This is a genomic window from Psychrobacillus sp. Z3-81 (genome assembly GCF_056620325.1).
In genome coordinates this window covers 175,731-197,625 of sequence record NZ_JBWQPU010000004.1, presented here as the reverse complement: position 1 = coordinate 197,625, position 21,895 = coordinate 175,731, and the positions used below count along the sequence as shown (strand labels likewise).

The following is a 21,895-nucleotide window of genomic DNA, read 5'->3' as shown; positions in this document are numbered from 1 at the left end:
ATGAAGGCTGCTTTAATAGAAGAGATAACGGATTTATATAAATTAATATGGGATCAAGATATCGAAGAAAGAATAAAGAAGCATGCGACCTATGATGGCTTTCGATTAATAACAGAGCTTGATAATAGCGGAAAGTTAGTTGGCTTTGTATATGGCTATATCTCTACAAAGGGTCAATTCTACCGTGGATTAATAGAAAAGGCTCTTAATACTGTCGAAATAGAGGCATGGTTGGAGCATTGTTTCGAGGTGGTGGAGCTTGTAGTACATCCAGCACAGAGGAGAGCAGGGCTCGGAGAAAAGCTGATGCAACAATTGCTTCAAGAAGGCGATTATAAAACAGCCATCCTAACTACCCAAACTGACAATATTCCCGCCCGTCACCTATACACAAAAATGGGCTGGGAAATCATAAAAGAACCATTCATCCCATTTGGCGAAAAAGAATATGTCATCATGGGAAAAAGAATTGTGTCTGTCCCTGTGTGAGATTGTGTGTGACCCTGGGTCAGACACAATTCTGTGGAGTTGTATGTGTCCCTGGGTCACATACAATATTGTGATATAAAGTTGTAAAAATGTTGAAGGAGCTCTTCTTTTGGAAGAACTCCTTACGATTAGTTATGACCTTCTATTCTAATAGGTTCAAATGTACCTTCAAGCCAATATGTCCAAGCCGTAAAGCTACCATTTAGTGTGAAATACACTTCTTTGATTTCAGGATACTTGCGAATAACTTCTCCCAGAGCATCATAAAAGAGCCTACTTTCATTTGTTGTCATGGCACCAACAATACCTCGCAAATCCTCAAATTCAACTACAACTACTCCATCCTCATTAATAGCTGCACCCTTTAGCATATTTTCAAAACCAAAGTAAGCTATTTTTCCTTCTAACAATTCGTTTAAATCATTTTCTAGCTTAGGCATTCTCTCTCCATGCTGCTCTAAGATAAAATACATTCCAGCGGTGCGAGAATAATCTATTCTTTGATTTCTTTCTGTTTCCTCTAAAATTACCTTGGGTTTTATTTTTTGATCCTTTAAATGAGAAATCAGCCATTTGTCTTTTTCTTTTTGAAATTGAAGCTGGATATTAAATGCGTCGTTCTCTTTTGTAATAGCATGGAAAACTAATTGATATGTTTCTTTTCCCTTATCCGTAAATCCATAGTTGATTAATTCAGAAAAATAAACATTGAATATATAGTTCCATTTATTTTCTTCGTATCGATAGCCATCTGGAAATTCTATATACAAGTTACGGTGTGAATCCCAATCGATAGTAGTATTGGAGATAAAGTTTTCTTCTACACTATGACAGTTAGAGCAAAGAAAATAACGATGGCTTAACCGTTCCAGCTCTTGCTTTAGCATCTCAGCTTCTTCATCTTGTATTAATGAAAAGATTTCTTCCTCCTCATATGTTTCACTAGGCATAACAACAGGTTCGTCTATTGTTGGAGTCGGCTCAGGAGTAGATGTACTAGGAGATGAATCACTTGGCTTGATAATAGTGAATGTTAAAATAGCTGTTATACATACAAAGAGTAGGGTAAGACTAGGTAAAAGAAGATTTAAGTTTTTCTTCTTTTCTTTCGATGTAATCTCTTGTACCATTCTTTTTTTCATATCTCTCGTAAAGAGAGGTTGGTTGCCCAGGAACTGTTCCACTTCTTTCTTTATATCACTCAATATTCGCAGCCTCCCATTCTCGCAAACTAAGTCGTTTCTTTAAGAGGTTTCTGGCTCGGAATAATCTTGTTTTGATGGTATTTTCACTTATATCTAAGAGTGTACTTATTTCTATTACAGAAAGTTCTTCATAATAATAAAGCAATAGCACTTCGCGATATTTAATTGATAAAGAAAGTATTTCATTCATAAGGCTGCTTCTCTCATCAGCTACTAATAAGTCGCATTCCGGAGTTTTGTTAGATGCTAACAGTTCAAGGAAGGCATGTGTAAAATTTGATTTCCGATTCTTCCAGCTACGCAAGTAATCATGGCAACGATTGATTGTCATCTTGCATAAATATGTTTTTATCGAAGAACGATGTTCAAATTGGTAGGAACTACGATAGTATTTCCAAAATACTTCTTGGACAATATCCTCAGCGGCTCCTAAATCTTTAATATATAAATAGGCAAGACGAAGTAAATACTCCCCATGCTCATCCATCACTTGTTCTAGTGCGACAACCGATTTAGCTGAATCACTCAATGCAACATCTCCCTTCCCAGTTAACCAATAGACGTAAGGACGTTTCCTTTCGTTTCATTTTTTTAAAGAATGGAGATTAAATTTACTCCATACAAAAAAAGGCACTAACCAGGTGCCTTTTCCCATTTCTTTTGTTTCATCATATAAATTCCGCTCCAGGCATATGCAATGGAGGCTATATAAAAGATACTCCCAATCGTTAAGAAATCAACCAAGTATCCAGTTCCAATTACGGCAACAGCCGCAGCGATGGAAGTCCATATATGATAGTTTCCGATTTCTCTACCTGCCGATTCCTTTTGTACGCTTCGAGCTAAAACCGTTTTTTCTGAATTTTTTTGTACAGCTCCCAAAAGACCCATGGCTACCTGTAGGATATAGACGTGCCACACCTCATAAGCGAGGGGGAACAGAAGGAGGAGTAAAGTCATTCCCCAAGAGTAAATGACAAGTAGCGTTCGATCGCCGACCAGGTCTGCGTACTTTCCGATAAGCGGATAGCTTAGTGCTGCCGTCAAGGCAAACAAGCCATATGCCCAGCCAAACTGTGCATAGCTTCTTCCTACATTATTTAAAAGTAGAACATAAAATGGGAAAATCATGCTAGAGGCCATTCCTACAACACCCTGATAGACAATAAATTTGCGATAAGTCATTTATGATACTCCTCATAAAATAGATTTAAAAAGCGATGCTCTGGGTCATATTTATCCTTCATCTTAAAGAACTCATCCGTACGAGGATAGGCCTTCTCTAATTGTTCTCTTGTTGGAAAATGATAATAGGGTAAATAGTAGCTGCCATTATGCGCTAAAGTGATGTCTACCATTTGCTGAATGACTTTTTCGGTGTTTGCCAAATCCTTATCCGTCATCTTTTGATTGATTAATAGAACAAGTGCAAACATATCTTCCTTGGCATAAGCCATTACAGCTTCCTCATCCTTTTTTACATATCTAACCGTTATGTTTACTAGATTTAGTTCTTCTTCCTCTAAAAGCACCCTTAAATCATCAACGTAAGAAGCAAACTCATCTACTGGTACAAAATATTCCTGTAACACTTCTGTTTTTTGTCCATGCTCATAATTCATAAAATCAGATTCAGAGCGCATGACATTATTACGTGAAATATAAGAACCGTCCAGTTCCTTGTTATAAGCCTCTTGTGTATCCCACATGAAATTCTTCCCCCAACCGTTCAATCGAGAAAGTCCCAAAAAGAATTTAGGAATCGCAACATATGATTCTCTTTTTAGCTTGCTGTGTTTGGAAAGCGCTGTCTGATCTTTGGCTATCAAATAATCTGTTGTATACATTTCTTTCAAAAAAGTATCTGGTGCCACGGATAGACGTGCTAAATGCATTTGTACCTGCCCATTAGCCAATACCTCTTCTTTAAAAAAGTCACTATATTGATCGGAGGTTAGGGTAGTCGTTCGAATTTGATAGAGTTCGTCGTCAGTCAGATGGAGCGTGACATCTAAAATGGCGCCAAAGAGACCATAACCACCAATTACTAGAGAAAAAAGCTCGGCATTTTCTTCTCTGCTGACGTTTATGATTTCCCCGTGTGCGTTTAACAAACGAAAGGATTCTACCGTTTCAATTAAAGAAGTGTAAGCGATATTCCTTCCGTGTACATTCACGCTTAACGAACCTCCTACGGTAAAAATATTTTGAGACTGGCTGACACGAAGGGAGAGACCATACGGATTAATATAAGATTGGATATCCTCCCAAGTCACTCCACTTTGCACAGTGATTGTTTTATTTTTTTCGTCCAAATTTAAGATTTTATTATAAGGTTTCATATCTAATAAAATTCCGTTCGGATAGAGGGTCTGACCGCCTTGGCTATATTGCATTCCAGCAATAGAGATCTTTTCATTCTCTTTATTTGCATCTAGTATAATTTCTTTTAAATCATCTTCCTGTTGGCTTGATTTAATTGTCTTCATTTTAACTGGTAAGAGATGTGCATGATCCTCCACAGCCATTGTAGCGTGCTGTTTTTGAAAAATAGAAAGGGAAAGTGTAAATAGAAGAAGATAGATGATAGAAATGGGCCATAGAGACTTTTTCATATATTTTCTCCTTTCCAATCTTTTTATATTTGACCTCTTTTACGGGGAAAAGGTTTCCTTAAAATGTAAAAAAGCATCTAGATTACTAGATGCTTTTAAGTAAAATTATTTATTTCCCTTTAAAAATCGGCTTCCTTTTTTCTGCAAATGCGTTCAGAGCCTCTACTCTATCCTCGGTTGGGATAGTTATTTCGTAAGCTTTTCTTTCAATGCTTAGTCCAGTTTGTAAATCTACGTTCATGCCGTGCTTTACAGCGAATTTTGCTTGTTGAAGTGCTATTGGCCCATTTGCCAGCATCAGGGCAGCGAAGCTTTCCGTCTCTTCTTGAAGATTTTCGCGGCTTGCAACCTTGGTTACTAGCCCATATGCGAGAGCCTCATCTGCTTTTATTCTTTTAGCTGTTAAGATGAGCTCCAAAGCCTTTGCTTCCCCAATCAGCCGTGGTAGTCTTTGTGTACCTCCAGCGCCAGGTATGATGGCTAGGCTTGTCTCGGTTAGACCTAAAAATATGTCGTCAGCAGCTATGCGAAAGTCACATGCCAATGCAAGCTCTGTTCCTCCACCAAATGCATAGCCGTTTAACATGGCAATAGTAGGCTGAGGTAAATTTTCTATTTTGGAGAAAACTTCCCCTATTTTATAAATATTGCGCTTTACTCGCTGTTCAGTTAGCGTTTTTCTTTCCTTCAGATCTGCGCCAACACTGAAGGACTTGTCACCAGCCCCCGTGAAGATTACCACTCGAATGTCTGGGTTAATACGGATTGATTCTGTGATTTCATCCAGCTCCTTTAACATGTCGTAGTTAAAGGCATTTAAAGCGTTTGGTCTGTTTAAGGTAACATAAGCCATATTTCCCTGTTGCTCATATTTAATTGTCTCCATACATACATCCCCCTTGTACGTTTTATATGAATAACCATATCATTTCATGATTATTCTGTCATCTGAGGTAAAATTAGGTCGATTTTCGTTATCTGATTTGGTACAATCAGTATAATAAATCTTTTGATAAGAGGTCTTAGTATGGAAATTTTTATTGCTCGACAGCCAATTTTTACAAAAGTTGAATCTGTTTTTGGCTTTGAGCTACTATATCGAAACAATATAGACAACACATTTCCCAATATAGACGGAGATACTGCTACTTTAGATGTGCTAACTCATTCTTTTTTAACCATAGGAATTAATGAGCTCGCAGGAGACAAGCTCTGTTTTATAAATTTTACAGAGAACCTTCTAGAAAAAGAAGTATTAAAGAAGCTCCCACCTAAGAGGATTGTCGTAGAAATACTAGAAAGTATTAAGTTCACCCCAGTTTTGTTAGAAAAAATACGTCAAATCAAAGCACTTGGTTTTTTAATCGCGCTTGATGACTTTATGTTTACACAGAACAAAGAAAACTATCATGAGCTATTTAAGCTAGTAAATTTTATAAAGGTAGATTTTCTCTCCACTCCAACACTAGAACGAAGAGAGTTAGAATATCTGATAAAAAGGGAGTATCCCCATGTCATCTTACTAGCAGAAAAAGTCGAAACCCGTGCACAATTTTATGAGGCGAAGACATCTGGCTATAGCCTGTTTCAAGGCTACTTTTTTGCAAAGCCGGAAATAGTTAAGGCTGCGGAAATTCCTCACAATATGATGATATATGTGCGGCTAATAAGTATGCTTCGAGATGAAAGTGTCCATATTGATGATATTGTGCAAGAAATTGAACGGGATTTATCGCTGACATTTAAAGTATTAAAAATGATCAACTCCCCTGCAGTACGTACCAAATCGAAGGTCAGGTCGATTAAACATGGTGTATTATTGCTTGGCCTAGAGGAGTTAAACCATTGGATTCACGTTCTCCTGCTACGAGAGGCTCGAGCACATAAAGAAAATGATGCGATTATTGAAGCTTCCCTGTTCCGTGCAAAATTCTGTGAGCAATTAGCCAAAAGGAACAGATGCCCTAACCCATCAGAATACTTTTTGCTTGGTATGTTCTCTTTAATTGATACGCTTCTTCAACGTAATATTCATCAATTGCTTAAGGAACTACCACTTTCGGATGAAGTAACTGCCACATTATCTGGAGTCGCAACAGAAATGACAGATTATCTGAACCTTGCTATTGCTTATGATGAGGTTAAATGGGAGGAAATAGGGAAAGGGATAAATACATTAGATATCGATTTCTCTACCCTAAATCGTTACTACATTGAAGCACGAAAGTGGTCGGCCGATATTGTCGCGGAGTTTTAAAATTCATTCCTAACTAGGAGGCCGGGACAAAACAAGTGAAAAGCAATTATGATTCTTCATCTTGATAAGAATCATAATTGCTTTCTTATTTCCTCTTGTATCTAATAAGTCATTCCTCGTGCCATATGCAATCTAACTCCCTAAACAATACAACGAATATGTGTATATTTAACTCAAATATTCTCATCTTATGTTTATTGCATTTTTTATAAAAAAGTGTACAATTGTAAGAACAAATGTTCTGTTTCAGGAAGGTGAGATATATGCCATTAATTCCAGAGGAAGCAATGCACTATTTTGAAAATATGATATATCTTCCTATGGTCATGACCATTTTAGAAAAAGATCGTATGATCTTTGATCAGGCTCCCTTTAAACTGAAGAAGCCGTACATAACATTAGTAGAAAGAGCAGTTAAACTTGTACAAAAGGAATTGAAAGAAACACATTTATACATGAATAGACATAGTATGAAAGTGTTACGCGGAGAGGGAGATGATATGTTCACTGAGTATGTTTTTTTTCATGGAGGTTATGAAGAACATCGTCGTTATTTAAATGTGCGGCTCCGCAACCGTGTAGAAGAGCTTTTGAGCATTTATTTAACTACAGCCAGTTAACGAATAAATCTTGGATGGTGAGGGTTTCTAGGTGTTATATAGTGGGTATTTAATAGATGGCTCATTCGTTTAAGAAAGTGGTTATTCAACATGTTTGCATAAGCGACCTGTCTGCTTACTGTGTTCACAGATACCGGCACTTGCACCGTATTACCGTTAGGCAAAGTAATCATACAACCTTTTTCAGTAGAAGTGTAGGATTCAATTGCGTTCAGGGAAAACCAAAAGTTTAAATCTGATTTAGGAGATAGCATAGGTATAAAAATGCAAGGATAGCCATAATCATGGGCGATTACGATTGGTAGCTTTAAGAAGTTTCCGATAATGTCTTTTGATAATTGAACAGAGTTTGTAAAAGGTGTGCCATAAAACGCACAAGAATGACGAACCACGTCATAAGGCTTTTTCCCTACATGGAAGGAATCCCCTGAAAAATTAGTGACTTGTGTAAAAACCTTGTTATTTATTATTTTCGGTTCTAATACTGCTGTTTCAAAAGTAACTAGAAAGGATTTATTTTCCATCATATTTGTCAATTATTTTCCCCCTTAGTAATTTTATAATTTAATTATAGTTAATTATGGAAATAAATCAATAAAAAATATCTATTATTCTAAAAGTTTCGCATTTACTATATAATCTAAATTTTCTTAAAATGATTGCAACCTTCTTTCTCCTTTTATATAATGGAAAAAAGGCATCGGGGTGATGGAAATGGACAAACATTATTCATATACAGATTTTATGAAAGCAGTTGGGCAAACTGGTAAAGCAAATTCTTCAGAAAAATTGTTAAATGAAATTTATCTTGATATGTTTTTGAACATTGTCCACCGAGAACAAAGCAGTAGCAGGTTACTTAAGCTGATCGATGAGGCGTTGGATCGAAAGGACAAGGAAGCATTTACTCATTTTACAAATTTGTTGATCCATTTAAAGAGTTAACCAGCCGCTTAACCAGCGGCAATTTTTTTTGACTACCAAATTGTAATTAATTGGATTTAAATTTATTGTTTATCCAAACAATGGAAAAGGGGAGATTCAGTGAAGTACTTGACTAAGTTATCCTTCATCATGTTTATTTGGTTGCTGCCAATGGTGGTACAAGCAGAAAGTACATGGGATATTGAAACTGCAGATGGGTATGTCGTTTACTCGGAGCCAAACAAAAATTCTACCATTCTATTAGAAGGCACAGGAAAGCAACTTTACAAGACTACAGGAATGAAACAAGGATTTTACGAAGTGACATCTAATGGGACAACGGGCTACATACATACACAGGAAGCAACAAGCATTTTCGACAAGCAAGCGAAAACATTCAAGGTAATAGATAACTCTGTTCCATACTACGTTGTACATAAAGGAGAATTTATTCAAAGGGGTACTCTTCATCAAGGAGCTGTTATGAATAGGACCAAGTCCATGACAGGCTATCACATAGTCGAGGAAGGAAAAGGAGTGTTTTACGTCCCTACTAAAGGAACGGCACCTACTTCTCAAGCGCCCATAGCTTCCCAACAGAGAAAAGCAAAATATCCGATGAGCTTAACTAATCCTAAAGAAGTAGCGATATTTGACAAGAATAATAGACAAATAGGGAGTCTAAAGGCAAACTCGTCTATTAAGCTCTTAGGTCTTAGTAAAGGGAAGGGAATCATATCTTTTCTAGGGAAGGATGCGCGTATTCCGATGGGTCAACTAGTACACAGCAACTTACTCCAGCCGAAAAAAGTATTAAAGCATGACGAACTGTCCTATTTTCTTCAAGTGATAGCCGCTTTGTATCCAAACTTTACAAAGTTAGAGGTTATTGGGAAATCCATTGAAGGGAAAGAAATACACGCTCTACGAGTGGGAAATGGAAAAAGAGAAGTATTGATAGACGGCGCTATGCATGCTAGGGAACACATGACTACCAATCTATTAGCAGAAATGATTGATACCTATACCCTTCATTACAAGAAAAAATCGAACTACAGTGGCTACAATGTTCATAGTGTATTAAATCAAACATCTATCTGGTTTGTGCCTATGATGAATCCAGATGGAGTTACCCTGGTACAAAGTGGTCCTAAATCATTAAGGTTTGGAAAGCTAGCCACTCAAATAAATGGAAGCACGAACTTTAATAGATGGAAGGCAAATATCCGTGGCGTAGATTTAAACGATAACTTTGCATCCAAATGGGAGACCATTCGAGGTGGAAATAAAAAGCCGGCTTACATGGCGTATAAGGGCTTCCGAGTATTTAGCGAGCCTGAATCTAGAGCACTAAGAGACTTTGTCAAAAAACATAACTTTAAAACATATATCTCCTACCATTCCTCAGGTCAGGTTATGTATTGGTTCAACTATCAGAATTCCACACGCTTAAAAAGGGATAGAGGACTTGCAACAAAGCTATCCAACATTACAGGCTACCGAGTACTTCCACCACAAAATTTACCGGGCTCTGGCTCATCGGCAGATTGGTTTATTCAAGAAACAAAAAATCCAGGGATTACTTTAGAAATCTCGCCGGCAGTGGGAGAAAGACCGGTACCATTATTCAGGTGGGATGCGATCTGGAAGCAAAACAAATCGATTGGATTATTTTTAGCCAAAGAAGCAACAACAAGATAGATTTATAGAAAAGACTGCAGCACGGATGCTGCAGTCTTTTTTTGAATGGAAGCATGCTGAGAATAGAAAAAACTTGCCAATCGCAAGTAAACGGTTCAATATCGCAAGTATTGCTGCCAATACCGCAAGAAACCAATTTCGCTCCGCAAGTAACACGCTGGCGACCGCAAGTAACTCGGAGCCAATCGCACGTAATGGAAGAACTCTGGAAATATTAGGATAATTATTGGCGGTTCACTTGGAATTAACAGCTATAGAATGTCCAATTGTGCAATCGCAAGCTCCAACGGGTTAATCGCAAAATACCCTCTCTTAATCGCAAGATCCAACTGGTAATCGCAAAATATCCTCTCCAAATCGCAAGATCCCCTATCCAAACAGCAAGAAGCAATCTTCCAATTGCAAAATCCAACCTCAAATCAAAAGCTCCACTCAAACCGAACCAGCTTCGCACGTAACTCCAACACCCCGCCAAGCTCTCCAAAATACTCAAAATAATTATTTTAAAACATACGTTCGTTTTATTCGTCTTCAAAAAGGGAATATGATACACTAAAAATATTCAGATATGGGAGGCTAACTTATGGATCAACTATTCGATTTACAGGCTCCGTATAAACCGGCGGGAGATCAAATAGAGGCGATTAAACAGCTAGTAGCAGGTATAGAGGAAGGGAAGAAGCATCAGACCCTACTTGGTGCTACAGGTACTGGTAAAACCTTTACGATTTCTAATGTGATTCAACAAATAAATAAGCCAACACTTGTGATGGCTCACAATAAAACACTTGCAGGACAGCTTTATAGCGAGTTTAAAGAATTTTTTCCGAATAACGCAGTTGAATATTTTGTCAGCTACTATGACTACTTTCAACCAGAGGCCTATGTTCCACAAACCGATACATATATAGAAAAGGATTCTAGCGTGAATGAAGAAATTGATAAGCTGCGACATTCGGCAACTTCTTCTTTATTTGAAAGAAAGGACGTTATCATCATAGCGTCTGTGTCCTGTATCTATGGTTTAGGGAATCCAGAGGAATATAGAGAAATGCTTGTTTCTCTTAGAACAGGTATGGAAATTGAGCGAAACCAGCTGTTACGTAAGCTGGTAGACATTCAATATGAACGAAACGATATTAATTTTACTCGTGGTACCTTCCGTGTTAGAGGCGATGTAGTGGAAATTTTTCCAGCTTCGAGAGACGAGAGGTGTCTTCGAGTAGAGTTCTTTGGAGATGAAATCGACCGGATTCGAGAAGTGGATGCCTTAACCGGAGAAATTATAGGAGAAAGAGATCATGTGGCTATTTTCCCTGCATCTCACTTCGTGACAAGAGAAGATAAGATGAAAATCGCTATTCAAAATATCGAAAAAGAGCTGGAGGAACAGCTGGCTTACTTAAGAAGTGAAGATAAGCTTTTAGAGGCTCAGCGATTAGAACAGCGGACAAGATACGACTTGGAAATGATGCAAGAGATGGGTTTTTGCTCTGGAATTGAAAACTATTCTAGACATTTAACGCTGAGAGAAGCAGGGGCTACCCCATATACACTGCTGGATTACTTTCCAGAGGACTTTTTACTCGTTGTCGATGAGAGTCACGTTTCGCTGCCGCAGGTAAGAGGAATGTATAATGGTGACCAGGCGAGAAAGTCTGTGTTAGTAAACCATGGCTTCCGTTTGCCATCGGCGCTTGATAACCGCCCATTGACATTTGAAGAGTTTGAACGTCATATTCACCAAGCAGTCTATGTGTCTGCTACTCCAGGTCCATATGAGCTAGAGCATACTCCTGAAATGGTAGAGCAGATTATTCGTCCGACAGGGTTGCTTGATCCTGTAATTACCGTGAAGCCGATAGAAGGCCAAATCGATGATTTAATAAATGAAATATATGAGCGTACGAAAAAGAATGAACGAGTACTAATCACGACTCTTACGAAAAAAATGTCTGAGGATCTGACTGACTACTTAAAGGAAATTGGGATAAAGGTGCAATACTTGCATTCAGAGATAAAAACACTAGAACGTATCGAAATAATTCGAGAACTGAGATTAGGTACCTATGACGTTCTTATCGGGATTAACCTCTTAAGAGAGGGTCTGGATATTCCAGAGGTATCCTTAGTAGCAATATTAGATGCAGATAAGGAAGGCTTCCTAAGATCGGAGAGATCGTTAATCCAAATAATCGGCCGTGCTGCGAGGAATGCGAATGGTCAGGTAATTATGTATGCGGATAAAATGACTGATTCCATGCGCAAGGCAATAGACGAAACGAAGCGTCGTCGAACAATTCAGATGGAGTACAATGAAAAGCATGGTATTACTCCGAAAACCATCCAGAAAAAAGTCGGAGAGGCTATACGTGCAACAAAGGTTGCAGAAGAAGAAACTACTTATGCGCAGCAATTAACAAGTGGAAAAGTCTTAACTAAAGAAGAAAAGGGTAAACTATTAGAAAATCTAGAAAAAGAAATGAAGGACGCAGCAAAAGCGCTTAACTTTGAACGAGCTGCAGAGCTGCGCGATGCGATTCTGGAACTCAAGCTGGAAGGGTGAGGTTTTTGAAAAACCAAGAAATTAGAATAGAGGGTGCACGCGCCCATAACTTAAAAAATGTAAGCCTGACCATACCTAGAGATAAGCTTGTCGTAATGACAGGATTATCTGGATCTGGGAAGTCATCTTTAGCATTTGACACGATTTATGCCGAAGGTCAGCGACGTTATGTAGAATCACTGTCTGCCTATGCAAGACAGTTCTTAGGACAAATGGACAAGCCAGATGTAGATGTCATTGAAGGGCTATCCCCAGCTATTTCTATTGATCAAAAGACGACAAGTAAAAATCCTCGCTCAACCGTAGCAACAGTGACGGAAATCTATGATTATCTGCGTCTGTTATTTGCACGAGTAGGCAAACCAATTTGTCCAAAGCATGGCATAGAGATTTCCTCTCAAACGGTTGAGCAGATGGTGGATCGCTTAAACGACTATCCTGAAAAGACTAGAATGCAGATACTTGCACCAATCGTTTCAGGTAGAAAAGGAACTCATGTAAAGCTGCTAGAGGACATGAAAAAGCAGGGGTATGTTCGTGTGAGGGTTAACGGAGACCTTATAGATTTAGATGATGATATCAATCTAGATAAAAATAAAAAACACAACATCGAAGTAGTGATCGACCGAATTGTAATGAAAGAAGGCATCGCTGCTCGCCTCAGTGATTCTATTGAGACAGCTCTACGCCTTGGTGATGGTAGGGTAATAATAGATGTCATGGAGCATGAGGAGCTTTTGTTTAGCGAGCATCACGCATGTCCAATCTGTGGCTTCTCTATTGGCGAATTAGAGCCACGCATGTTCTCTTTCAACAGCCCATTCGGTGCATGTCCAGATTGTGATGGCTTGGGAACCAAGCAAGAGGTTGATCCGGATTTAGTTGTGCCGGATAAAAATCTAACGCTAGAAGAAGGGGCAATCGTTGCATGGCAGCCTACAAGCTCCCAGTATTACCCTAATCTACTAGCGGCCGTTTGCAACCATTATGGGATTCCGATGGATGTGCCGGTCAAGGATTTACCAGCAGACCAATGGAAGAAGATTTTATATGGCTCTGGAAACGACAAAATTAGATTTCGTTATAAAAATGAATACGGTCAAGTAAGAGATAACCACATCTATTTTGAAGGTGTACTTGGTAATATAGAACGTCGATTTAAGGAAACCTCTTCTGACTGGACAAGAGAACAAATGGAAAAATACATGGGTGTTCATGATTGTCCATCATGTAAAGGATACCGCTTGAAGGATGAAACATTAGCGGTCAAGGTCGCATCTCTTCATATCGGACAGGTGACGGAATTCTCTATTGTGGAGGCATATCAATTCTTCAAGGAGTTGAAGCTTTCGGAGAAGGATTTTCAAATAGCCCGACTAATATTAAGGGAAATTAATGAAAGACTTGGCTTCTTAGATAATGTGGGGCTCGACTACTTAACGCTTAACCGAGCATCAGGAACCCTGTCAGGTGGAGAAGCACAACGAATTCGCTTAGCCACACAAATAGGCTCTCGCTTATCTGGCGTCCTTTATATCTTGGACGAGCCATCTATTGGATTGCATCAACGAGACAATGACCGATTGATAGAAACGCTGAAAAATATGCGGGATATTGGAAATACATTAATTGTCGTAGAGCATGATGAAGACACGATGATGGCTGCCGATTACTTAATTGATATTGGTCCAGGGGCAGGTGTCCATGGTGGGCAGGTAGTAGCTGCGGGCACGCCGGAAGAAGTGATGAAAAATGATCAGTCTCTTACTGGGAAATATCTAAGCGGTGAAAAATTTATTCCACTTCCATTAGAAAGAAGAAAGTCAGACGGTAGATTCATTAAAATAAAAGGTGCTACAGAGAATAATTTAAAAAATGTCACCGTAGAGATTCCACTAGGCGTATTTACAGCAGTGACAGGAGTTTCAGGCTCTGGGAAAAGTACTTTAGTAAATGAAATCCTATATAAAACGCTAGCGCAAAAAATTAACCGGGCTAAAACAAAGCCTGGAGCGAACAAAGGAGTAGAAGGAATTGAGCAGCTGGAGAAAATAATTGATATTGATCAATCTCCAATTGGACGGACTCCAAGATCCAATCCAGCTACTTACACAGGTGTTTTCGATGATATTCGTGACTTGTTTGCCAATACGAATGAAGCGAAGATACGCGGCTACAAAAAAGGAAGATTTAGCTTTAACGTAAAAGGCGGACGCTGTGAAGCGTGTCGAGGAGACGGAATTATTAAGATTGAGATGCATTTTCTACCTGATGTATACGTTCCTTGTGAAGTTTGCCATGGCAAACGATATAATAGAGAAACTTTAGAGGTTCGCTATAAAGGAAAAAATATAGCAGACATTCTAAAGATGACAATAGAGGATGGTTTAGCTTTCTTTGAGAATCATCCGAAAATAAGTCGGAAGATCCAAACGATGTACGATGTTGGATTGGGATACATGGAATTGGGTCAGCCTGCTACAACGCTTTCTGGTGGAGAAGCACAACGGGTAAAGCTGGCCTCTGAATTGCATAAACGCTCCAATGGGAAGTCATTTTATATCCTGGATGAACCGACTACCGGTCTCCATGTTCATGATATCGCACGCCTATTAGAGGTACTTCAACGTTTAGTGGATAATGGCGATACCGTGCTGGTCATTGAGCATAACCTAGATGTCATTAAGACAGCGGACTATCTAATTGATTTAGGTCCTGAAGGTGGAGATAGAGGCGGAACGATTGTTGGTGTGGGAACACCAGAGGATATAGCAAACAATAAAAAATCTTATACAGGGAAATACTTGAAGACTATTTTGGATAGAGACCGTGAGCGTATGGGTGCTGCTATTTCAGAAGCTTCCTCAAAATAAAGTTTTGTTTGAAACTTTTTAGAAGATAAACCGTACTAAATAGAGGGATATCAAATTGTATTATATTTTCAATTTAGGAGGAGGCCTTTCATTATGCAAGAGGAACGCAAAAGAATACTGGACATGGTTGAGAACGGTACTATCACTGCACAAGAAGCACTAGAATTACTAGAGGCTCTTGGGAAAACAACTACAACAGCAACTCCAACAGTAAATGAAGAAATGCAGTACAAACAATCTACTAACAGCAAAACATCATCTAAACAACAAAACCCTGACTTTTTGGATGATATCAAACGTGATTTCACAGTTATGGGCGAAAAGTTCATGCACTTAATGCAAGGAACAGTGGATAAGCTAAAGGATTTCGAATTTGATGTAAAAATCACAGATCCTATCGTTTTTGAAGAAAAGTTAGTAAAAGAGGGTATTGAATTTGACGATATCAGCATTAACATAGCTAACGGAAAGGTTGAAATAATACCTACCGAAGAGGCAAACGTTTCGGCTGTTGTAAAAGCTAAATGTTATCGCGGCTCAAATGAAGAAGAGGTTAAAGCTCGCTTTGCAGAGGAGTTTATTTTTACAACGGAAGCAAACAAGCTACGTGTATTCAGTGATATGAAAACTATTGCTACGCATGTTGTTCTATATGTTCCAAAAAAATCATATAACCATATTTCTGCTAGATTATTTAATGGAGACTTTACAGCGAAAAATCTGGAATTAAACACATTAAAGATTAGAACAACAAATGGAAAAGTTGATTTAGACGAGCTTACATTCAACCGTGGAGATATCGAAACAGGAAATGGTACAGTCCAAGTACAACGAGTGACTGGTGACTCTCTTGAAGTTGAAACAATGAATGGTCGCATCTATGTAGATGGAAAGCTAAAAGAAATTGAAGGCTCTTCCATTAGCGGTCAAGTAATCCTTACAACAAAGGATAAGGATGCAAGAAAAATAGAAGGTACGGCAATTGCTGGTACTGTAGAGATTTATGTACCGAAGAACGTTTCCATTAAAGGAGAAGTTACGACACAGCTAGGGAAAATTGATGTACAGCTTGCTGACGTAACGAAATGGAATGAATCAGAGCAACTTCTATACCGTAAAGTTGGCTTCACTAAAGTGACTGATTCTGAAGCAGAACCATTAAGAGTTTATGGCGATGCTAAAACAGGTGCTGTCTTAGTTCGTTACACGATTGATGGTGAATAAATAATTTGAAAGGCGCCTCTAATGAGGTGCCTTTTATTCAATAGCAGAGATTTTATGCCATGAGCTCCGTACGAGGGCACTTAAAAAAGTTCATTAAATATTAACAGTGAGTATGTGAAATGAAATCTGGTTACATACTCACTTTTTTATATCGTTGATTCCCATTTCGGCGGACGCTTTTCGCGGGCACGGCTCCAGCCTTCTCCCTCGCTACGCTCAGTCCGGGTGCTTCCGCTCGGTGCTCCTGTCGCTACGCTTTCGTCGCAAATAACATTTGCTGTTCCCGCAGAAGTCGCCGCCTCCATTCCATTCAACTCTTCCCCCTCCCGATAAGGATATCCCTTCATTCAACAAGGCCTCCCAGATTCTTTATATAATAAGTGTATTCCTAAAAGGTGGTGCGACCATAATTTCCAAACAACAAACGCTTAACCTAAGCCCTTATCTGGAATTATACGATTTAATCATCCCCAAAGATAATATGCTTCGCCAAATCAACGAGCTAGTTGATTTTTCCTTTATACTGGACGAGCTAAAGACAAAGTACTGCTTAGACAATAGTCGAAATGTAATCCCACCAATTCGAATGTTTAAATACCTATTACTAAAAGCGATTCACGACCTATCAGATGCCGACCTTGTAGAACGTTCCAAACGGTTTACCCTATGCGAGAAGTTTGTTATACAGAAGGTGCCAAAAGCAAATCATATTCGGTTCCCATCAAGTCCACGGTGCATAAGGATCAAGTGGAATTTCAAGAGACAGAGGAATTCAAGCTTATAGCGAAGAAACGATATAAAATAGAGGCGAAAAATAGTGAGATCTAAAATCCGCATGGCTATAAAACAGCCAAGTCAGCGGGTTTATTTGGCATGGAAATACAAGGTGCGACCACTATATTTGCGGTCAACCTCAAGCGTATATTGAAGCTTCTAAGCGAAAAAGAGTAAGAAATACATATGAAAATAGGGCAATTTCTGTTCAAACCTGAACAAAAAGTACCCTATTTTTTTAAAGCCTTAATAAGTTATAAAAAAGAATATAATTTTTCAGTTCCCTCGCTCCGTACTCATGGCATTTTTATTTTCAATTCTCATCGGATTGGTATCTAGGGATATCCAGTGTTTTCACCCTAATCAATGATTTTTTTATGTTACCAAATGGAATCGCACAGAAAAGTGAAATAGGTACTAATTATTCTATCTGTCGTGATAAAATAAAGATTATGAATAAAGAGGTTTGGAAGGAGCGGTATCAGGATGCCTCATGTTACAACGAAGGATGTTAAAGAAAAGTTTAACCTGACCCTAGTAAGTGGTGAAGAGGGGATAGGAAGACATATAGCGGTTAGTGATATCTCAAGACCTGGGATAGAGATAGCGGGATACTTTATTCACTATTCCTCTGATCGTGTCCAGTTGCTTGGAAAGACGGAGCTTTCTTTCTTTGAAATGCTCGGTCAGAAGGAAAGAAGAGAGCGCATGCTGAAGCTTTGTGCACAAGATACACCTGTGATTATTGTAGCGCATGGAATGGAAGTGCCAGAAGAATTAATGGAGGCTTCCAATAAAAAATCAGTTCCGGTTTTAACGACTACCATGCCTACTACCAGGTTCTCCAGTATGCTTACCAACTTCTTAGAGAGCAAATTGGCTCCTACTACTGCACTTCATGGTGTATTGGTGGATATTTATGGAGTAGGTGTATTGATTACGGGAAAAAGCGGGGTCGGAAAAAGTGAAACAGCACTCGAGCTAGTGAAGAGGGGACATCGCCTGGTAGCAGATGACTGTGTGGAAATACGGCAAGAGGGAGAAGACACCCTCGTAGGTAGTGCACCAAAGCTAATTGAACACCTTTTAGAAATAAGGGGCTTAGGTATAATAGATATCATGACATTATTTGGTGCAAGTGCGATACGAAGCTATAAACGCATAACATTAGTCATTGAGCTAGAGATTTGGGATGAGAAAAAGACGTACGATCGATTAGGGCTTGAAGAAGAAAAAATGGTCATCATTGATACTTCTGTAACGAAGTTGACTGTTCCAGTCCGACCAGGACGAAACCTTGCAGTCATTATCGAAGTAGCAGCGATGAATCACCGATTAAAGCGTATGGGTGTAAATGCTGCAGAGGATTTTGCTAAACGTTTAGACGATGTAATAAGCCAGAATGGCGAATTTTAAGAATGGTTGGAAGGGAGTAGTTTATGGATATTTTATTGGCAATTAATCCAGTGGCATTCGAGTTAGGACCGATTGAAGTCCGTTGGTATGGCATTATTATCGCGTTTGGCATCATCTTAGCTTATATAGTGGGCCAACGTGAAATGGTAAAAAGAGGATTTCATCCGGACTTTTTAACCGATTTATTAATTTGGGCAGTTCCGATTTCTATCATTAGTGCTCGAATTTACTACGTTATTTTTAAATGGGATTATTATTCTGAACATCCAGAAAGAATCATCCAAATATGGGAGGGGGGAATAGCCATCCATGGAGCTCTTATAGGGGCTTTCTTAACTGCGTATATTTATACTAAAAAGAAGAACAAATCTTTCTGGAAGCTCGCAGATATACTTGCTCCTAGTATTTTAATTGGTCAAACGATCGGTCGTTGGGGTAACTTTATGAACCAGGAAGCCCACGGTGGAGAAGTAACGAGAAGCTTTCTGGAGAATTTAATGCTGCCAAACTGGATTATTGAACAGATGTACATAGAGGGAAATTATTATCACCCAACTTTCTTATATGAATCCTTGTGGAATTTAATCGGGGTTATTATATTACTGCTTCTTCGTAAAGCAAATTTACGACGTGGGGAGAGCTTCCTCTTCTATCTTATCTGGTATTCATTTGGTCGTTTCTTTATTGAAGGATTACGTACCGATAGCTTGTATTTAGTGGAAAGCTTAGGTTTAAGAACGGCTCAGGTAGTGTCCATATTAACGATTGTGGTGGCAATCGCATTGCTTGTATATCGTAGAAAGACGATGAAGCCTGTAGTTCGTTATCAAGACAAGTAAAGAGGGATGGGGAAGAAATGGGGACAATCAAGAGAGGGATAAATGCTGGTTTACGAACAACTTGGACCTTAAGTAAGGTGATATTCCCAATCACCATGCTTGTGGTTATTTTACAATATACACCTGTCCTCCCATGGATCATCAAGCTGATTGAGCCATTTATGGGGCTTATTGGACTTCGTGGTGAGGCGGCTATCCCTTTAGTTTTGGGAAATGCATTAAATTTATATGCTGGAATAGCAGGGATCCTTTCTTTAGAGCTAACGGTTAAAGAGGTTTTTATTCTAGCGACGATGTTATCCTTTTCTCATAATATTTTTATTGAAACGAGTGTTGCCTTAAGGGTTGGTGTGAAGCTATGGGTCGTATTGCTAGTTCGCTTTGGGCTAGCGATACTTTCAGCTGTCGTAATCAATCTCGTTTGGCAAGGTGGAGGAGAAATTGCGAAGTACGGGGTTGTATCCGCTACTCAGCAGGTGCCAGAAGGCTGGATGGAGATTGGGCTGCTTGGATTGCAAAAGGCTGCCCTAGGAGTTTTACAGCTAGCTGTCATTGTTATCCCACTGATGATTATTATTCAATATTTAAAGGATAAAAATTACATGCAGAAGTTCTCTGAAAAACTTGCACCTTTTACTAAGTTAATCGGTGTACAGCCAAATGCTTCCTCCACATTGGTGGCTGGTTTAGTAATAGGCTTGGCTTACGGAGCAGGAGTGATGATTCAGGCAGTGCAAGAGGAAGGGGTAAGCAAGAAGGATGCCACTCTGGTATTCATATTTCTCGTAGCATGTCATGCCGTAGTGGAGGATACTCTAATATTTGTACCGTTAGGGATACCAGTACTGCCACTATTAATCATTCGAATTTCGACTGCTTTTGTATTAACCATATTGGTAGCCTATCTGTGGAGGAAAGCAGAACAACGTAAACAAGAGGAAGTGTTAACAGGATGAGATATAAAGCGCTATTATTCGATTTAGATGGTACTTTATTAAATACAAATGAGCTAATTATTCAGTCTTTCTTATATGTTTTGGGGGATAAATTTCCTGGGAAATATACAAGAGAGTCGGTTATTCCGTTTCTTGGTCCTCCTTTAAGGGAGACTTTCGACAGCATAGATCCTACTATGACAGAGATGTTAATCTCAACCTATCGAGAGTGGAATATCCAAAATCATGATGAAATGGTTACTCCTTTTGATGGGGTTGTCGAAACGTTGCAGCTATTAAAGGAAAGAGGCTATAAATTAGCGATTGTTTCCACTAAGCGAAGAGAAATGATTGATAGAGGACTTCGGTTAATCAATTGTGAAGATATGTTTGACACAATAGTTGGACTTGATGATGTTACCAATCCCAAACCAGACCCAGAGCCACTTTTACTTGCTTTAGAGCAGCTCAATGTGAAAGCGGAGGATGCCTTGATGATTGGTGATAATTATCATGACATCGAGGGAGGTCAACGTGCGGGCACAGACACTGCGGCTGTAGCTTGGTCCATTAAGGGAGAAGCATTTTTAGCTACTTTCAATCCAACCTATATAATCCAGCATATTAGTGAAGTTATAGATATCGCGGCAGGACAGCCGGCATGAGAAGGACAGAAAGGTATCCGATAAAGGGTGCAAATTCCCTTTGGCATGTCTATGACACAGTCCCTTTTTGGAAGGTAATGAAAAATTTTATTTTCATTCAAGCTGCCAGATATTCACCTTTTTTAAGCTGGAAGAACTTTTTCTATAAGAAATTTTTGAAGATGGAAGTCGGTAAGGAAACCTCATTTGCTTTAATGGTGATGATGGATATCATGTTTCCTGAAAGAATAAAGGTCGGCTCGAATTCAATTATCGGCTATAATACGACCATCTTGGCGCATGAATATCTAATAGATGAATATCGCATTGGGGATGTTATTATCGGTGATCGGGTAATGATTGGTGCCAATTCCACTATTCTACCGGGAGTTACTATCGGTAATGATGCTATCGTTTCAGCCGCAACGCTAGTAAATGCAGACGTTCCGGAGGGTGCCTTTGTAGGAGGTAACCCCATGAGAATTATTTATACGAAAGAAGAAATGCAGGAACGAAATATACTGCAGAAGAACTTAGACTGAAAAAATAAAGGGCACTGTAAAAACGGTAGCTTTTTAATAGCATCTTACATGATGAAGGCACTTACTATTCGACTTGAACAGTAAGTGCCTTATTTTATTACATACATTATTTGTCGGGAATATCGATACAAATTCATATAAAAAAGGATTAATTCACTTTATTTATAATAACTAATAACAAGCAATACAAAGATGGTTTTAGCTCTATAAAGCAAAGATATTACTGAATTGTGTATTTAAAATGTAAGGATTCACCTTGGTCAATAGAGAG

The 21,895-nt window shown here is 38.9% G+C and carries 20 protein-coding genes and 2 pseudogenes; 16 read left to right on the top strand and 6 right to left on the bottom strand.

The window, feature by feature from the left end; translation table 11 throughout:
* Positions 1 to 489 (top strand): GNAT family N-acetyltransferase, encoded by a 489-nt coding sequence (locus AC1ECF_RS06515; protein WP_480388594.1) that lies wholly within the window; start codon positions 1 to 3, stop codon positions 487 to 489.
* 128 nt (positions 490 to 617) lie between these two features.
* Here AC1ECF_RS06515 and AC1ECF_RS06510 read toward each other — a convergent pair whose 3' ends face one another.
* The 5 genes from AC1ECF_RS06510 to AC1ECF_RS06490 form a co-directional block, all read right to left on the bottom strand.
* Positions 618 to 1,694 carry a hypothetical protein gene (locus AC1ECF_RS06510; RefSeq protein ID WP_480388593.1) on the bottom strand — a complete coding sequence of 359 codons (1,077 nt, stop codon included), beginning with the start codon at positions 1,692 to 1,694 and terminating at the stop codon, positions 618 to 620.
* Positions 1,687 to 2,223: a sigma-70 family RNA polymerase sigma factor gene (locus tag AC1ECF_RS06505; RefSeq protein WP_480388592.1), complete on the bottom strand. Its 537-nt coding sequence runs from the start codon at positions 2,221 to 2,223 to the stop codon at positions 1,687 to 1,689. The genes AC1ECF_RS06510 and AC1ECF_RS06505 overlap by 8 nt, the downstream gene beginning before the upstream one ends.
* 104 nt (positions 2,224 to 2,327) lie before the next feature.
* Positions 2,328 to 2,879, bottom strand: a complete 552-nt coding sequence (locus tag AC1ECF_RS06500) for an MFS transporter (RefSeq protein ID WP_480388591.1) — start codon at positions 2,877 to 2,879, stop codon at positions 2,328 to 2,330.
* Complete coding sequence (locus AC1ECF_RS06495; RefSeq protein ID WP_480388590.1) at positions 2,876 to 4,309, bottom strand: FAD-binding protein; 1,434 nt, start codon at positions 4,307 to 4,309, stop codon at positions 2,876 to 2,878. Before AC1ECF_RS06495 ends, AC1ECF_RS06500 begins: the two co-directional genes overlap by 4 nt.
* Positions 4,310 to 4,418: 109 nt before the next feature.
* Positions 4,419 to 5,195, bottom strand: a complete 777-nt coding sequence (locus tag AC1ECF_RS06490; protein ID WP_480388589.1) for an enoyl-CoA hydratase-related protein — start codon at positions 5,193 to 5,195, stop codon at positions 4,419 to 4,421.
* 141 nt (positions 5,196 to 5,336) lie between these two features.
* Between AC1ECF_RS06490 and AC1ECF_RS06485 the strand changes: the two genes are divergently transcribed.
* Both AC1ECF_RS06485 and AC1ECF_RS06480 read left to right on the top strand, forming a co-directional pair.
* A complete protein-coding gene (locus AC1ECF_RS06485; RefSeq protein WP_480388588.1) occupies positions 5,337 to 6,566 on the top strand; it encodes an EAL and HDOD domain-containing protein in 1,230 nt (409 codons plus the stop codon).
* A 263-nt stretch (positions 6,567 to 6,829) separates the two neighbouring features.
* Positions 6,830 to 7,186: a YhjD family protein gene (locus tag AC1ECF_RS06480; RefSeq protein WP_480388587.1), complete on the top strand. Its 357-nt coding sequence runs from the start codon at positions 6,830 to 6,832 to the stop codon at positions 7,184 to 7,186.
* On the opposite strand, the gene AC1ECF_RS06475 is transcribed toward AC1ECF_RS06480, so the two are convergent.
* Complete coding sequence (locus AC1ECF_RS06475) at positions 7,183 to 7,713, bottom strand: competence protein ComK (protein ID WP_480388695.1); 531 nt, start codon at positions 7,711 to 7,713, stop codon at positions 7,183 to 7,185. The two genes, AC1ECF_RS06480 and AC1ECF_RS06475, sit on opposite strands and share 4 nt — an antisense overlap.
* Before the next feature lie 187 nt (positions 7,714 to 7,900).
* Between AC1ECF_RS06475 and AC1ECF_RS06470 the strand changes: the two genes are divergently transcribed.
* From AC1ECF_RS06470 to AC1ECF_RS06410, 13 genes and pseudogenes are all read left to right on the top strand, one after another.
* Entirely contained in the window at positions 7,901 to 8,131 is a 231-nt protein-coding gene (locus AC1ECF_RS06470) for an IDEAL domain-containing protein (protein ID WP_480388586.1), read from the top strand.
* Positions 8,132 to 8,230: 99 nt separating this feature from the next.
* On the top strand, positions 8,231 to 9,811 hold the full coding sequence (locus AC1ECF_RS06465) for a M14 family zinc carboxypeptidase (RefSeq protein ID WP_480388585.1): 1,581 nt from the start codon (positions 8,231 to 8,233) through the stop codon (positions 9,809 to 9,811).
* A 25-nt stretch (positions 9,812 to 9,836) separates the two neighbouring features.
* Positions 9,837 to 10,034 (top strand): hypothetical protein, encoded by a 198-nt coding sequence (locus AC1ECF_RS06460; protein ID WP_480388584.1) that lies wholly within the window; start codon positions 9,837 to 9,839, stop codon positions 10,032 to 10,034.
* Between the two features lie 360 nt (positions 10,035 to 10,394).
* Positions 10,395 to 12,377, top strand: coding sequence for an excinuclease ABC subunit UvrB (uvrB, locus tag AC1ECF_RS06455; RefSeq protein WP_480388583.1), 1,983 nt, complete (start codon positions 10,395 to 10,397; stop codon positions 12,375 to 12,377).
* A 5-nt stretch (positions 12,378 to 12,382) separates the two neighbouring features.
* Positions 12,383 to 15,250, top strand: a complete 2,868-nt coding sequence (gene uvrA, locus AC1ECF_RS06450; RefSeq protein ID WP_480388582.1) for an excinuclease ABC subunit UvrA — start codon at positions 12,383 to 12,385, stop codon at positions 15,248 to 15,250.
* A 93-nt stretch (positions 15,251 to 15,343) separates the two neighbouring features.
* The gene (locus AC1ECF_RS06445; RefSeq protein ID WP_480388581.1) at positions 15,344 to 16,474 is read left to right on the top strand and encodes a DUF4097 family beta strand repeat-containing protein; all 1,131 of its coding nucleotides are present in this window, start codon (positions 15,344 to 15,346) and stop codon (positions 16,472 to 16,474) included.
* A gap of 406 nt (positions 16,475 to 16,880) precedes the next feature.
* Positions 16,881 to 17,174 (top strand): annotated as a pseudogene (locus AC1ECF_RS06440) (transposase); the annotation flags it as partial.
* Positions 17,132 to 17,425, top strand: a pseudogene (locus AC1ECF_RS06435) (transposase); the annotation flags it as partial. The pseudogenes AC1ECF_RS06440 and AC1ECF_RS06435, both read left to right, overlap by 43 nt.
* 309 nt (positions 17,426 to 17,734) lie before the next feature.
* Positions 17,735 to 18,664 carry an HPr(Ser) kinase/phosphatase gene (hprK, locus tag AC1ECF_RS06430; protein WP_480388580.1) on the top strand — a complete coding sequence of 310 codons (930 nt, stop codon included), beginning with the start codon at positions 17,735 to 17,737 and terminating at the stop codon, positions 18,662 to 18,664.
* Between the two features lie 23 nt (positions 18,665 to 18,687).
* The gene (gene lgt / locus AC1ECF_RS06425; RefSeq protein WP_480388579.1) at positions 18,688 to 19,503 is read left to right on the top strand and encodes a prolipoprotein diacylglyceryl transferase; all 816 of its coding nucleotides are present in this window, start codon (positions 18,688 to 18,690) and stop codon (positions 19,501 to 19,503) included.
* Positions 19,504 to 19,520: 17 nt separating this feature from the next.
* Positions 19,521 to 20,459, top strand: coding sequence for a nucleoside recognition domain-containing protein (locus AC1ECF_RS06420; protein ID WP_480388578.1), 939 nt, complete (start codon positions 19,521 to 19,523; stop codon positions 20,457 to 20,459).
* Positions 20,456 to 21,103: a pyrophosphatase PpaX gene (gene ppaX / locus AC1ECF_RS06415; protein WP_480388577.1), complete on the top strand. Its 648-nt coding sequence runs from the start codon at positions 20,456 to 20,458 to the stop codon at positions 21,101 to 21,103. The genes AC1ECF_RS06420 and ppaX overlap by 4 nt, the downstream gene beginning before the upstream one ends.
* The gene (locus AC1ECF_RS06410) at positions 21,100 to 21,624 is read left to right on the top strand and encodes an acyltransferase (RefSeq protein ID WP_480388576.1); all 525 of its coding nucleotides are present in this window, start codon (positions 21,100 to 21,102) and stop codon (positions 21,622 to 21,624) included. Before ppaX ends, AC1ECF_RS06410 begins: the two co-directional genes overlap by 4 nt.
* The last annotated feature ends 271 nt before the right edge of the window (positions 21,625 to 21,895 follow it).

Coding starts and splice junctions, on each gene's coding strand:
- AC1ECF_RS06515 (WP_480388594.1), top strand. CDS start 1: ATGAAGGCTGCTTTAATAGAAGAGATAACGGATTTATATAAATTAATA.
- AC1ECF_RS06500 (WP_480388591.1), bottom strand. CDS start 2,879: ATGACTTATCGCAAATTTATTGTCTATCAGGGTGTTGTAGGAATGGCC.
- AC1ECF_RS06495 (WP_480388590.1), bottom strand. CDS start 4,309: ATGAAAAAGTCTCTATGGCCCATTTCTATCATCTATCTTCTTCTATTT.
- AC1ECF_RS06490 (WP_480388589.1), bottom strand. CDS start 5,195: ATGGAGACAATTAAATATGAGCAACAGGGAAATATGGCTTATGTTACC.
- AC1ECF_RS06485 (WP_480388588.1), top strand. CDS start 5,337: ATGGAAATTTTTATTGCTCGACAGCCAATTTTTACAAAAGTTGAATCT.
- AC1ECF_RS06480 (WP_480388587.1), top strand. CDS start 6,830: ATGCCATTAATTCCAGAGGAAGCAATGCACTATTTTGAAAATATGATA.
- AC1ECF_RS06475 (WP_480388695.1), bottom strand. CDS start 7,713: ATGATGGAAAATAAATCCTTTCTAGTTACTTTTGAAACAGCAGTATTA.
- AC1ECF_RS06470 (WP_480388586.1), top strand. CDS start 7,901: ATGGACAAACATTATTCATATACAGATTTTATGAAAGCAGTTGGGCAA.
- AC1ECF_RS06460 (WP_480388584.1), top strand. CDS start 9,837: ATGCTGCAGTCTTTTTTTGAATGGAAGCATGCTGAGAATAGAAAAAAC.
- uvrB (WP_480388583.1), top strand. CDS start 10,395: ATGGATCAACTATTCGATTTACAGGCTCCGTATAAACCGGCGGGAGAT.
- AC1ECF_RS06445 (WP_480388581.1), top strand. CDS start 15,344: ATGCAAGAGGAACGCAAAAGAATACTGGACATGGTTGAGAACGGTACT.
- hprK (WP_480388580.1), top strand. CDS start 17,735: ATGCCTCATGTTACAACGAAGGATGTTAAAGAAAAGTTTAACCTGACC.
- lgt (WP_480388579.1), top strand. CDS start 18,688: ATGGATATTTTATTGGCAATTAATCCAGTGGCATTCGAGTTAGGACCG.
- AC1ECF_RS06420 (WP_480388578.1), top strand. CDS start 19,521: ATGGGGACAATCAAGAGAGGGATAAATGCTGGTTTACGAACAACTTGG.
- ppaX (WP_480388577.1), top strand. CDS start 20,456: ATGAGATATAAAGCGCTATTATTCGATTTAGATGGTACTTTATTAAAT.
- AC1ECF_RS06410 (WP_480388576.1), top strand. CDS start 21,100: ATGAGAAGGACAGAAAGGTATCCGATAAAGGGTGCAAATTCCCTTTGG.